The organism is Streptomyces niger (assembly GCF_000718305.1).
GTDB classification, from domain to species: Bacteria; Actinomycetota; Actinomycetes; order Streptomycetales; family Streptomycetaceae; genus Streptomyces; species Streptomyces niger.
This window is the reverse complement of sequence record NZ_JOFQ01000011.1, coordinates 198,785-211,456: the sequence shown is the minus strand read 5'-3', so window position 1 is coordinate 211,456 and position 12,672 is coordinate 198,785. Positions and strand designations below refer to the sequence as shown.

The window sequence follows — 12,672 nt, the reverse complement described above, 5'->3', positions numbered from 1 at the left end:
AGTTGTCCACAGGCATCTGTCACCTTCAGTGATCAGTAGGAGACTTGACGTCATGAACGCCGAATCCCGCTTCCACCGCCCGGCCGGCACCGCCGCCGACGGCCCGTACGCCCTCGACATCCATCCCAAGAACGCCGGCTGGGGGTACTCCTCCCTCCGCGTCCTCGAACTCCCGCCCGGTGGCCACCATTCCTTCCCGACCGGCGACAGCGAGTGGATCGTGCTGCCGCTGTCCGGCGGGTGCACGGTGGCGGTCGATTCCGGCGAGGAGTTCGCGCTGACCGGCCGGGAGAGCGTCTTCAGCGGCGTCACGGACTTCGCCTACGTACCGCGCGACGCGCACGTGGGCATCACCAGCGAGTCCGGCGGCCGCTTCGCGCTCACCGGCGCCCGCTGCGAGCGCCGGCTCCCGGCCCGCTACGGCCCCGCATCGTCCGTCCCCGTCGAGCTGCGTGGCACGGGCAACTGCTCCCGCCAGGTCAACAACTTCGCAGCCGCGGCCCCCGCCGGAGGCGATGGTGACCACGGTTTCGAGTGCGACAAGCTCATCGCCGTCGAGGTCCTCACTCCCGGTGGCAACTGGTCCTCCTATCCGCCGCACAAGCACGACGAGTGCCGCCCGGGCGAGGAGTCCGAGCTGGAGGAGATCTACTACTTCGAGATCGCGGAGGTGGTCGGCGAGGACGGCACCGCCCGGCCCGGCCTCGGCTACCAGCGCGTGTCGCCCTCCGGCAACGGCCGGGACACCGACGTGCTCGCCGAGGTCCGCGGCGGCGACGTCGTCCTCATCCCCGACGGCTGGCACGGCCCCTCCATCGCGGCGCCCGGCCACGACATGTACTACCTCAACGTCATGGCGGGCCCCGGCGAGACCCGCGAGTGGCTCATCTGCGACCACCCGGACCACGGCTGGATCCGGGGCACCTGGCCCGAGCAGCCCGTCGACCCCCGCCTCCCCCTCTACAGCGCACCGGCAGGAGACCCCCGATGACCGCCCCGACGACGCGCCGCCTCACGGTCGCGCAGGCCCTGGTCGAGTTCCTCGCCCACCAGTACACCGAGCGGGACGGCGTACGGCACCGCCTGATCGCCGCCACCTGGGGCATCTTCGGTCACGGCAACGTCGCCGGGCTCGGCCAGGCGCTGCTGGAGTCCCAGCCCGCGGCCTACGAGCGGGGGGCCGGCTCCGAGTCCCCGGGGATGCCGTACCTCCAGGGCCGCAACGAGCAGGCCATGGTGCACGCCGCCGTCGGGTACGCCCGACAGTCCGACCGGCTCTCCGCGCAGGCCGTCACCACCTCCATCGGCCCCGGCGCCACCAACCTCGTCACCGGCGCGGCGCTGGCCACCGTCAACCGCCTGCCGGTCCTGCTGCTGCCCGGCGACACCTTCGCCACGCGCCCGGCCGAGCCCGTGCTCCAGCAGCTGGAGGTGACGTACGCGGGCGACGTCTCCGTCAACGACGCGCTGCGCCCCGTCTCCCGCTACTTCGACCGGATCAGCCGTCCCGAGGCGCTGATCCCGGCGGCCATGCAGGCCATGCGGGTGCTCGCCGACCCGGTCGAGACCGGTGCGGTCACCCTGGCCCTCCCGCAGGACGTGCAGGCCGAGGCGTTCGGCTGGCCCGAGGAGTTCTTCGCCGACCGGGTCTGGCACGTCACCCGGCCGCAGCCGGACGCCGGTGCGCTGGCGGAGGCCGTGCACGCCATCCGCTCCGCCGAGCGACCGCTGCTGATCGCGGGCGGCGGCATCCACCACTCCGAGGCCGAGGACGCCCTGCGCGCGTTCGCCGACGCCACCGGCGTCCCGGTCGCCTCCACCCAGGCCGGCAAGGGCTCGTTGCGGTACGACCACCCGGCCGACGTGGGCGGTATCGGGCACACCGGCACCGCGACCGCGGACGCGCTGGCCCGGGAGGCGGACCTGATCATCGGGGTCGGCACCCGCTACTCCGACTTCACCACCGCCTCCGCGACGCTCTTCGCCCGCCCCGGCGTGCGCTTCGTCAACCTCAACATCGCCTCCTTCGACTCCCACAAGCTCGGCGCGCACTCGCTGATCGCGGACGCCCGCGCGGGACTTGAGGCGCTGACCCGGGAGCTCGCCGGGCATCGGGTGGAGCGGGCGTACGAAGAGGCGTACGGCGCGGCCAAGGCCGAATGGGAGCAGTTGGTCGACACCGCGTACCTGACCGGGCCGGAGGATGCGCGGCCCAGCCAGACGCAGGTGCTCGGACTGCTGGACGCGACCGTCGGCGACGACGACGTGATCATCAATGCGGCCGGCTCGCTCCCCGGCGACCTGCACAAGCTGTGGCGCGCCCGGTCCCGTCGTCAGTACCACCTGGAGTACGGCTACTCCTGCATGGGGTACGAGATCCCGGCCGCGATCGGCGTGCGGATGGCTGCCCCGGACCGTCCGGTGTGGGCGCTGGTCGGCGACGGCACGTACCTGATGATGCCCACCGAGATCGTCACGGCGGTCCAGGAGGGCATCAACATCAACCTCGTCCTCGTCCAGAACCACGGCTACGCCTCCATCGGCGGCCTGTCGGAGGAGACCGGCGCCGAGCGGTTCGGCACGGCGTACCGCTTCCGGGCCAAGGACGGGACCTACACCGGCGAGCCGCTGCCGGTGGACCTGGCCGCCAACGCCGCGTCGCTGGGCATGGACGTGATCCGCGCGGCGACCGTGGCCGAACTGCGGTCCGCGCTGGCGGCCGCGCGCGCCTCGGACCGGCCCACATGTGTCTATGTCGAGACCGAAACGGCTGACACAGTGCCGGGCGCGCCCGCCGCCCAGGCCTGGTGGGATGTTCCCGTTGCCGAGACCGCGACGCGCGAGGCGGCGCTGCTCGCCCGCGAGGAGTACGACCGCCAGGCGGCCGGACGCCGCCGCCACCTCTGACCTCCGCTGACGCTTTCGTCCCCAGAAAGGCCCCGCACATGAAGACCCTCAGCCACTGGATCGGCGGCAAGCCCGTCGAGGGCATCTCCGGCAACTTCGGTCCGGTCTACAACCCGGCCACCGGCGCGCAGGAGAAGCAGGTCCCGTTCGCCTCGGTCGACGAGGTGGACTCCGCCGTCGCCGCGGCCAAGGCGGCGCACGCGACCTGGGGCACCAGCTCGCTCGCCAAGCGCACCTCGATCCTGTTCAAGTACCGCGAGCTGGTCGACGCGCACCGCGAGGAGATCGCGCAGCTGATCACCGCGGAGCACGGCAAGGTGCACTCCGACGCGCTCGGCGAGGTGGCCCGCGGCCTGGAGATCGTCGAGCTGGCCTGCGGCATCTCCGAGAAGCTCAAGGGCGAGCTGTCCACGCAGGTCTCCACCCGTGTGGACGTCGCCTCCCTCCGCCAGTCGCTCGGCGTCGTCGCGGGCATCACGCCGTTCAACTTCCCCGCGATGGTGCCGATGTGGATGTTCCCCATCGCCGTCGCCTGCGGCAACACCTTCGTCCTCAAGCCGAGCGAGAAGGTGCCCTCGGCCGCGTTCAAGCTGGCCGAGCTGGCCGCCGAGGCGGGGCTGCCGGACGGCGTGCTGAACGTCGTCAACGGTGACAAGACCGCCGTGGACCGCATCCTGGAGCACCCGGACATCGCCGCGGTCTCCTTCGTCGGCTCCACCCCGATCGCCAAGTACATCCACACCACCGGCACCGCCAACGGCAAGCGCGTGCAGGCGCTGGGCGGCGCGAAGAACCACATGCTGGTCCTGCCGGACGCCGACCTGGACCTGGCGGCGGACGCCGCGATCAACGCCGCGTACGGCTCGGCCGGCGAGCGCTGCATGGCCATCTCCGTCGTGGTGGCGGTGGGCGACACCGCCGACCCGCTGATCGAGAAGGTCAAGGAGCGGGCCGCGAAGCTGCGCATCGGCCCCGGCGACGACCCGGCCTCCGAGATGGGCCCGCTGATCACCAAGGCGCACCGGGACAAGGTCGCCTCGTACGTGTCCGGCGCCGGCGCCCAGGGCGCGACCGTCGCGATCGACGGCACCGGCTTCACCGTCGAGGGCCACGAGGACGGCCACTGGATCGGCGTCTCGCTGCTGGACAACGTCACGCCCGAGATGGACTGCTACCGCGACGAGATCTTCGGCCCGGTGCTCTCCGTCGTCCGCGTCGACACCTACGACGAGGCCATCACCCTGATGAACAACTCGCCGTGGGGCAACGGCACCGCGATCTTCACGCGGGACGGTGGCGCGGCCCGCCGCTTCCAGCTGGAGGTCGAGGCCGGCATGGTCGGCGTGAACGTGCCGATCCCGGTGCCGGTGGGCTACCACTCCTTCGGCGGCTGGAAGGACTCGCTCTTCGGCGACCATCACATCTACGGCAACGACGGCGTGCACTTCTACACCCGCGGCAAGGTCGTCACCACCCGCTGGCCGGACCCCTCCGACGGCGGCATCAACCTGGGCTTCCCCAGCAACAGCTGACGTCCTGACGAGAGCCGACGCCGGAGGAGGGACGGTGGCTGACGAGAACCGACGCCTGACGAGAGCCGACGCCGGACGAGAGCCGACGCCGGACGAGAGCCGACGCCGGACGAGCTGACGGGCCCCGCCGGTGCGAACCGGCAGGCCCGCCCCCCTTCGCCGACCGCCAGGGCCCGCCCCCCTTCGCCGACCGCCAGGCCCGCCACCGTTCGTCGACCGGCTCGTCGACCGGTGTCCTCGCGGGCGTCGGTCACGGGGCGCGGATCTCCGCCAGGTAGGACGCCGCGGCGTCCGGGTCGGTGAGCCAGTGGCGGAAGTCGGCGGGGTCGGCGTAGCCGTTGACGAAGCGGTGGGCGACGGCCGGGCAGTGGGCGGCGGCCGCCAGCAGCCGTCGTACGTGGTCCGGGGGCGGCTGGAGCATGGCGTTGGTGAACTCCGTGGCGTACTGCGCGTGGTCCCAGAAGGTCTCGAAGGTGCGCTCCATCCAGGGCCGGTCGAAGGGGGCGTCGCCGCGCTCCTTGATGGCGCGGAGGTAGCGGGCGGCGCAGCGGGCCGCGTTGTTCGACCCCTGGCCGGTGACCGGGTCGTTGACGACGACCGTGTCCGCCATGCCCAGGACGTGGCGGCCCGGCGCGGCCTCGACGACCGGGTGGCGCACCGTCGGCGTGACCGCGCCGTAGAGGGTGCAGCGGGCGTCGGTCGGCTCGGCGTTGCGGCACAGCTCGTACTCCACGGGCGCGTACCGGCGCAGCAGGCCCAGCGTGCGCGTCAGGCAGCCGTCCGGGTCCGGGCGGTCCTGCCAGCAGTCGAAGGGGCCGCCCGGCAGCCCTTCGAAGAACACGATGTCGCACAGCCCGCCCGTGGTGAGGGCGGGGATCACGAACAACTCCCCGGCCTCGGACGTGAGGTGGGAGCGGGCCTGCGGTGCCGGGTACTCCGGCGGATGGCCGACGCCGTACAGGTAGATGCAGGCCAGGGAGCGTTGCGGCCGGTCGTAGGGGGAGCGGGCCGGGTTCCGGGGGAAGAGCCGGGCGAGGTCGCCGCGGCCCGCGGCCACCAGCGTCAGGTCGTGCGAGGCGGCCAGGGCGGCCAGCCGCCGGGCGTCGGCCGCGCCGTACTCCACCCGGCCGCCGCGCGCCTCGTACAGGTCGAGCCAGTCCGCCATCTTCACCCGCTGGTCGACGGATTGCGCTTCGTCGTCGAAGCGGCCGGTGAAGCGCAGTGCGGGCGTGCCCGGTGGTTCCCAGACGGTGGCCTGCAGCGCGGTGATGCCGGGGGCCTTGCCGTCCCAGGCGTTGAGGCCCGCGGCCCGTTCGAGGCCCAGCGCCGGGCCGAACATGATCTGTGTCGACATCACCCGGCCGGAGCGGATCTGCTCCGGCGTGCGGCCCGAGACCACGGTGACGTCGTACCCTTCGGCGAGCAGACCGTGGGCCAGCTGCAGCCCGGCCTGCCCTGCCCCGACAATGGCGATGGAACGCATGGAGCCTCCCCCGCGGCCCGGATGCGGCGCCGGACCCCTCTTTCAGTTGTACTTGCGGGGCACACAGGGTGTACAGATCCGCTACGGTGCGCGAGCGCCGCGGCGGGCGGTCCGGCATCGCTCGCGGGGGACGCAGCACACGGCACACGGCACGACATGCACGACATGAAGGAAAGACGGGGGCGAGATGCCGCACAGTACGGTCCTCAGCAAGGGGGCGCGGATCACCGCGGGGGTGTTCTGCACGCTCTTCTTGCTGAACAGCGCCACATGGATGGCGATCGACGTCGGTGAGCACGGGCTCGACGGGCTCTGGAACGCCTGGACGGGCGTCGGGTCGCGGGGCACGATCATGGCGACCGACCTCTACACGTTCATGCTCGCGATCGTGCAGACCGCCGCGGTCTGGGCGGCGTTCACCGGGGCGCGGGCGGCGGGCGGCCTCCTGGCCACGGCGACGACGCTGACGTTCACCTCCTCGCTCCAGGTCTTCGTCAGCACCGGCCAGCACACCGGCGACAACCGCTGGTTCCTCGGCGAAGTGGACACCAGCAGCGGCCTCTTCGAAGGCGTCTTCGTCACCAGCGCCTTCGTCCTCCTGTTCGCCCTCGCATGCGGCGTGGTGCTGCTCTCCGGTATGCGGCGCTGGCCCACCCGCACGCCCAGCGATCCGCCGATGCGCCCGGCGAAGGCCGCGGCGGTGACCGGGGCCGTGGTGCTCGGCGTCAGCGCGCTGTGCTCCGCGACCTGGAACGTCTACGCGCTCACGCAGTACCGGCCCGTCATGCTGGAGGTGCTCTACCTCGGGCACGGCAGCCTGCCCGCGCTGATGAGCGTGTCGTCGGGCTGGAACTCCGTGGTCCTGCTCGTGCTGGCCGCGCTCGGCGCGGTGCTGTGCCTCACGCGCGCGGTGTCCGCGCGCGGCCTGGCGCTGGGGATGGCGTGCGTACTGCTGCCCCTCACGCTCCTCACGGCCATCGCCCTGCTGCGGTACGGCATCTTCTTCACAGTCCAGCAGGGCCCGGCCTTCCCGGTGCTGCTGAGCCACACCCAGATCGTGCTCGAATTCGCCGGGTCGGTCGCGCTGCTGGTCGTGATGGGCCGGCGCGGCCTGCCCGTCGCCGACGAGTGGTATCCGCCCGCGCAGCCGGGCATGCCGGGGGCGGCGCCCTTCGGGATGCCGGGCGGGCAGCCGTACGGCGCGCCGGGCCACCCGCAGCCCGGACACCCGCAGCCGGGCTACGCACAGCCCGCCCACCCGCAGCCCCAGCCCGGATACGCACCGCCGGCACAGCCGCAGCCCGGCTACGGTCCGCCCGCTGCCCCGGCCCCCGGTTTCGGCCCGCCCGCCATGCCCCCGCAGGCCCCGCCGGTGCAGGCCCCGCAGGCCCCTCCGGCACCGCCGCAGGCGCCGCAGGCGCCGTACGGTGCGCCGCCGGCGCCGCCCGTTCCGCCCGCTCCGCCGGGCGGCGGTTTCGGTCCGCCGCAGGGGTGACCTGGCGGTTCACAGAGCTGAGCGCCAGGTCACAGGGCTGACCCGGAGATCATGGGGCACCCCCGTAGGGTGAACGACATGGCTCTGAAGGTTCCCCGGCCGCGTGGCCGGCGACTGGTCGCGCTCGTGGCCGTGCTGGGCGCCCTGCTCGGCGGCGGCTCGTGGGCGGCCGTCGCCGCGTCCGACGACGCGGCCCCCGCGGTGCACCGCGAGGACCACGTCCTGACGCTGCCGGAGAAGCCCGGCAGCAAGTCCACCGTCCGGATCGACACCTCCTACTTCACCAGCACGGCGACCTCAGGGCGCCGGCCCGCCGTGCTGGTCGGCCACGGCTTCGGCGCGAGCAAGGCCGCGGCCGCCGGCCAGGCCCGGCAGCTCGCGCGGGCCGGGTACGCCGTCCTCACCTGGTCGGCGCGCGGCTTCGGGCACTCCACCGGCAAGATCGGCCTGAACGACCCGAAGGGCGAGGTCGCCGACGTCAGCCACCTCATCGACTGGCTGGCGAAACGTCCCGAGGTGCAGCTGGACAAGCCCGGCGACCCGCGCGTCGGGATGACCGGCGCCTCGTACGGCGGCGCCATCGCGCTGCTCACGGCCGGCCACGACCACCGCGTGGACGCCATCGCGCCCCAGATCACGTACTGGAACCTCGCCGACGCGCTGTTCCCCGACGGGGTGTTCAAGAAGCTGTGGGCCGGTTACTTCTTCACCACCGGCTCGGCGCCCGTCACCACCACCGTGCCCAATCCGGCGCGCGGCGTGGCCTGCCACCGTTTCGAGGCGCAGCTGTGCCGGATGTACGAGCGGGTCGCGGTCTCCGGCCGCCCGGACGCGGCGGCCCGGAAGATGCTGGAGAGCCGCAGCCCGAAGGCGATCGCCGACGAGATCAAGGTGCCTACCCTGATCTCCCAGGGCCAGTCCGACTCGCTCTTCCCGCTCGGCCAGGCCGACGAGATGGCACGGGCGCTGAAGAAGAACGGCGCGCCGGTCGCGGTGGACTGGATCGAGGGCGGCCACGACGGCGGCAACCGCGAGGAGTCCCGGGTCCTGACGCGTACGGAGGACTGGTTCGCCCGCTACCTGAAGAAGGAGCGCGCCACCGACACCGGCCCGGCGTTCCGGATCAGCCGCGCCGGGGGCGTGAACGCCGCCGACGGCGCCGCGCGGCTGCGCGGCGCGAGCGGCGACAGCTACCCGGGGCTGCGCGGCGACCCGCGGTCCGTGCCGCTCGCCGGCCGCGAGCAGACCCTCGCCAACCCCGCGGGCGGCGACCCGCCCGCCATCTCCTCCGTACCCGGCATCGGCGCGGCCCTCGGCAGCCTCAGCGCGCTGGGCAACGGCCCGGCGCTGGACTTCCCCGGCCAGTACGCCCGGTTCGAGTCCGCGGCGCTGAAGAGCGCCGTGCAGGTCACCGGCTCGCCCACGGCGAAGATCCGGGTGCGCAGCGACCACGACGAGGCCGTGCTGTTCGCCAAGGTCTACGACGTCGGTCCGGACGGGCGGACCCAGTTGCTGCCGCATCAGCTCGTCACGCCGCTGCGGGTGACGGGCGCGAAGGACGGCCGTACGGTCTCCGTCCGGCTGCCGGCCGTCGACCACGAGTTCGCCGCCGGACACCGGATGCGGCTGGTGGTGTCCGCCACCGACATGGCGTACGCCTCGCCCGCCGAGCCGGCCGTGTACCAGGTCGGGCTCGCCGGCGAGAACGCGCTGAGCGTGCCGACCGCGCCCGGCGTGCACACCGCCCCGACCTCGCTGCCCTGGTGGGTGTGGGGCCTGCCGCTCGCGGCCGTACTGATCGCCGCCGCGCTGCTGCTCACCGGGCGCCGCCGCACCACGCCGCCCGCGCCCGACCCCGACCTGGCGGACGTGCCGCTGCGGATCACGGGCCTGACGAAGAAGTACGCGGGTGCCGAGGACCGGTACGCCGTACAGGACCTGACCTTCGGCGTGGAGCGCGGTCAGGTGCTCGGGCTGCTCGGGCCGAACGGTGCGGGCAAGACCACCACGCTGCGGATGCTGATGGGGCTGATCACGCCGGACGAGGGCGAGATCCGGGTGTTCGGGCACGCGGTGCGGCCGGGCGCGCCGGTCCTCTCCCGGGTCGGCGCGTTCGTCGAGGGCGCGGGTTTCCTGCCGCATCTGACGGGCCGGGAGAACCTGGACCTGTACTGGCGGGCCACCGGCCGCCCGGCCGAGGACGCGCACATCGAGGAGGCGCTGCGGATCGCCGGACTGGGCGAGGCGCTGCAGCGCGCGGTGCGTACGTACTCGCAGGGCATGCGGCAGCGGCTCGCCATCGCGCAGGCGATGCTCGGCCTGCCGGACCTGCTCATCCTGGACGAGCCGACCAACGGGCTGGACCCGCCGCAGATCCGCGAGATGCGGGACGTGATGATCCGCTACGCGGCGGAGGGCCGCACCGTGATCGTCTCCAGTCACCTGCTGGCCGAGGTCGAGCAGACCTGTACGGATCTGGTCGTGATGGACCGCGGCCGGCTGGTGCAGGCGGGCCCGGTCGCCGAGATCGTCGGGAGCGGCGACACGCTGCTGATCGGCACGGCGGAGCCGGTGCCCGCGGGGGTGGTGGAGAAGGTGGTGGCGCTGCCGTTCGTCGCTTCGGCCGCCGCGGGCGACGACGGGCTGCTGGTCCGCCTCGACGGCACGGCCGGCACCCCGGAACTGCTCGCCGAACTCCTGCGGCTGGACGTACGGGTGGAGCGCGTCGGGCCGCACCGCCGCCTGGAGGACGCCTTCCTCACCCTGATCGGAGGGGACCGATGAGTACCGCCGCACATCCGACGGCACACCCGGCCGGGCCTGCGGCCGGCTACCGCGCGGGCCGCACCCTGCCGCTGCGCGTCGAGGCGCTGCGGCAGCTGAAGCGGCGCCGCACGCTGGTGGTCGGCCTGGTGCTGACCGCGCTGCCGTTCGTGCTGGCCGCCGCCTTCGCCATCGGCGGCGATCCGGCCGGGCGTAACGGCCGGGTCAACCTGATGGACACCGCGACCGCCTCGGGCGCCAACTTCGCGGCCACCGCCCTGTTCGTCTCGGCGGGCTTTCTGCTGGTGGTGCCCGTCGCGCTGTTCTGCGGCGACACGGTCGCCTCGGAGGCGAGCTGGTCCTCGCTGCGGTACCTGCTGGCCGCGCCCGTGCCGCGGACCCGGCTGCTGCTGAGCAAGCTGACCGTGGCGCTGGCATTCAGCGCGGCGGCGATGGTGCTGCTGCCGCTGGTCGCGCTGGCCGTGGGCGCGTACGCGTACGGTTGGGACGCGCTGCGGCTGCCGGGCGGCGGGGTGCTGCCGGCCGGGGACGCGGTGCCACGGCTGGCGCTGGTGGTGGCGTACCTCTTCGTGTCGCAGCTGGTGACCGCGGCGCTGGCGTTCTGGCTGTCGACGGTGACGGACGCGCCGCTGGGCGCGGTCGGCGGCGCGGTCGGCCTCACCATCGTCGGCAACGTCCTGGACCAGGTCACCGCGCTCGGCAACTGGCGCGATGTGCTGCCGGCCCACTGGCAGTTCGCGTGGGTGGACGCGCTCCAGCCCCGGCTGGAGATGACGGACATGCTGCAGGGCGCCGCGGTCTCGGTGTCCTACGCGCTGGTCCTCTTCGCGCTGGCCTTCCGCGGCTTCCGCACGAAGGACGTGGTGTCGTGAGGACGGACGGGGTGTCGTGAGGACGGACGGGGTGTCGTGAGGACGGACGGGGTGTCGTGAGGATGGACGGGGTGTCGTGAGGATGGACGGGGTGTCGTGAGGAGGGATGTGGTGTCGTGAGGACGGACGGGGTGCCGTAGCGGCCCCAGGGCCCAGGTCGGCCGGACGCGGGCGGCGCTCAGGCCTCCGGTTCGGCCGCCGGGAGGTCCTGGGTGCGGCGGAAGAACTGCTGCTTCTTCTCCTCGCGGACGACGATGCCCAGCGCGGCCAGTTCCTCGCGCAGCTGGGCGGCGTCGTCCGCGCGGTTCTTCTCCAGCGCGTGCGCACGGGCCTTGAGCAGGGTGTGCGCGGCGGCGTCGAGGTCGGGCAGCCCGGCCACCCAGCGGCGGTACTCCCCGGCGTGCGGGTCGGTGTCCTGCCAGGGGTAGCCGTGCGCCCGGAACGCGGCGGCGAACGCTCCGGTGTCGAAGTCGCCCTTGAGGCGCAGCAGTTCCTCGGTGCGGTGGCCGAGGGCGACGAGGCGCTTGCCGTCCGGGAAGACGGCCGCGACGTTCGCGCGGTGCAGTATGTGGTGCCGGCCCCCGCGGGTGAGGGTGGCCCGCGCGGGGCCGACGGCGGCGTGCACGTAGTCGTGTTCGGCGAGCAGCGCGAGCAGCAGGCCGGCCACCAGGCCGAGGAGCGCGGCGCCGATCGTGGCCTGCGGTTCGGGGAACGAGTCGATGAGCCGGAACGGTCCCTGGAACGGCGCCCACGGCAGCGCGGCCACCCAGCCCGCCACCGCGTCCAGCAGCCACCCCAGTGCGGCGCCCAGGACCGGAAAGCCCGCCCAGACCAGGGCCCGGGAGCCGGTGGCCGGCGCGATCCGTGTCGTTGGCGGCGCTGTCTTTCCGGCGGCGTCCTCGGCAGACATCACGTGTGCCCTTCCGCTCGGGCCGGGGCCGGGCTGCGGCCCACCAGCCAGTCGATGATCCGGCGCAGTTCGGCGGCCTGTTCCGCGGCGTCGAACCCGTCCTCGCCCGCGCTCAGGTAGCTGGCGTCGACCATCCGCTGGATCCATCCGGCGACGCGCGCCGGCGGGAACGCGAGCGGCCGGCCCGCGTCCGCGAGCCGCTCCGCCAGCGTGACGAGCGTGGCGCGGATCCGGGCGTCGTCGGCGACGATCATGCCGGCGAACTCCTCGTCCCGGTTGGCCTGGAGGAAGGCCGCGGCCGCGAGGCCGGGGACGAGTGGATCGGGCAGGTCGGCGAGCAGGTGGTCCACCAGCCCGTCGAGGCCGTCGTCGGGCCGCTCGGCGGCCAGTGCCCGGTCGCAGGCCGCGGCGTGGCGCGGCACGTCGTCGGCGAACAGCGCGTGGAAGATGTCGCGCTTGGTCGCGAAGTAGTGGAAGAGGGTGCCGGAGCCGATGCCGGCGCGCCGGCAGATGGCCGCGGTGGAGGTGCCGTCCACGCCGTGGGCGGCGAACTCCGCGGCGGCGGCCTGCAGGATCCCGGCCCGCTTGCGGGCGTGCCGGGCGGGGTCGACGGTACGCATCGAGCCAATAGTAGAGCACGCACTCTATTAATGGCGGCCTGCTCGCCGCGGACGTGCGCGGGCGCCCGT

At 73.5% G+C, this 12,672-nt stretch carries 9 protein-coding genes; 6 read left to right on the top strand and 3 right to left on the bottom strand.

Annotation, left to right across the window (positions count from 1 at the left end):
• Nucleotides 1–52 precede the first annotated feature (52 nt).
• Genes iolB through IF20_RS21890 form a run of 3 tightly spaced genes read left to right on the top strand, consistent with a single transcriptional unit; the run spans nt 53 to nt 4,439 of the window.
• Nucleotides 53–991, top strand: coding sequence for a 5-deoxy-glucuronate isomerase (gene iolB, locus IF20_RS21900; protein WP_052866962.1), 939 nt, complete (start codon nt 53–55; stop codon nt 989–991).
• Nucleotides 988–2,907, top strand: coding sequence for a 3D-(3,5/4)-trihydroxycyclohexane-1,2-dione acylhydrolase (decyclizing) (iolD, locus tag IF20_RS21895; RefSeq protein ID WP_052866961.1), 1,920 nt, complete (start codon nt 988–990; stop codon nt 2,905–2,907). Before iolB ends, iolD begins: the two co-directional genes overlap by 4 nt.
• Before the next feature lie 38 nt (nt 2,908–2,945).
• Nucleotides 2,946–4,439, top strand: coding sequence for a CoA-acylating methylmalonate-semialdehyde dehydrogenase (locus tag IF20_RS21890; RefSeq protein WP_052866960.1), 1,494 nt, complete (start codon nt 2,946–2,948; stop codon nt 4,437–4,439).
• A 250-nt stretch (nt 4,440–4,689) separates the two neighbouring features.
• Here IF20_RS21890 and IF20_RS21885 read toward each other — a convergent pair whose 3' ends face one another.
• Complete coding sequence (locus IF20_RS21885; RefSeq protein ID WP_052866959.1) at nt 4,690–5,922, bottom strand: styrene monooxygenase/indole monooxygenase family protein; 1,233 nt, start codon at nt 5,920–5,922, stop codon at nt 4,690–4,692.
• Between the two features lie 187 nt (nt 5,923–6,109).
• Here IF20_RS21885 and IF20_RS21880 point away from each other — a divergent pair, with 187 nt between their 5' ends.
• The 3 genes from IF20_RS21880 (at nt 6,110) to IF20_RS21870 (ending at nt 11,073) form a co-directional block, all read left to right on the top strand.
• The gene (locus IF20_RS21880) at nt 6,110–7,417 is read left to right on the top strand and encodes a hypothetical protein (protein ID WP_052866958.1); all 1,308 of its coding nucleotides are present in this window, start codon (nt 6,110–6,112) and stop codon (nt 7,415–7,417) included.
• 78 nt (nt 7,418–7,495) lie between these two features.
• Nucleotides 7,496–10,201 carry a CocE/NonD family hydrolase gene (locus IF20_RS21875; RefSeq protein WP_110944450.1) on the top strand — a complete coding sequence of 902 codons (2,706 nt, stop codon included), beginning with the start codon at nt 7,496–7,498 and terminating at the stop codon, nt 10,199–10,201.
• Nucleotides 10,198–11,073: an ABC transporter permease gene (locus IF20_RS21870; protein WP_052866957.1), complete on the top strand. Its 876-nt coding sequence runs from the start codon at nt 10,198–10,200 to the stop codon at nt 11,071–11,073. The genes IF20_RS21875 and IF20_RS21870 overlap by 4 nt, the downstream gene beginning before the upstream one ends.
• Before the next feature lie 178 nt (nt 11,074–11,251).
• Here the strand turns inward: IF20_RS21870 and IF20_RS21865 are convergent, their stop codons facing one another.
• The gene (locus tag IF20_RS21865; RefSeq protein WP_199896702.1) at nt 11,252–11,983 is read right to left on the bottom strand and encodes a YqeB family protein; all 732 of its coding nucleotides are present in this window, start codon (nt 11,981–11,983) and stop codon (nt 11,252–11,254) included.
• Entirely contained in the window at nt 11,983–12,603 is a 621-nt protein-coding gene (locus tag IF20_RS21860) for a TetR/AcrR family transcriptional regulator (RefSeq protein WP_052866956.1), read from the bottom strand. Before IF20_RS21860 ends, IF20_RS21865 begins: the two co-directional genes overlap by 1 nt.
• Nucleotides 12,604–12,672: the final 69 nt, after the last annotated feature.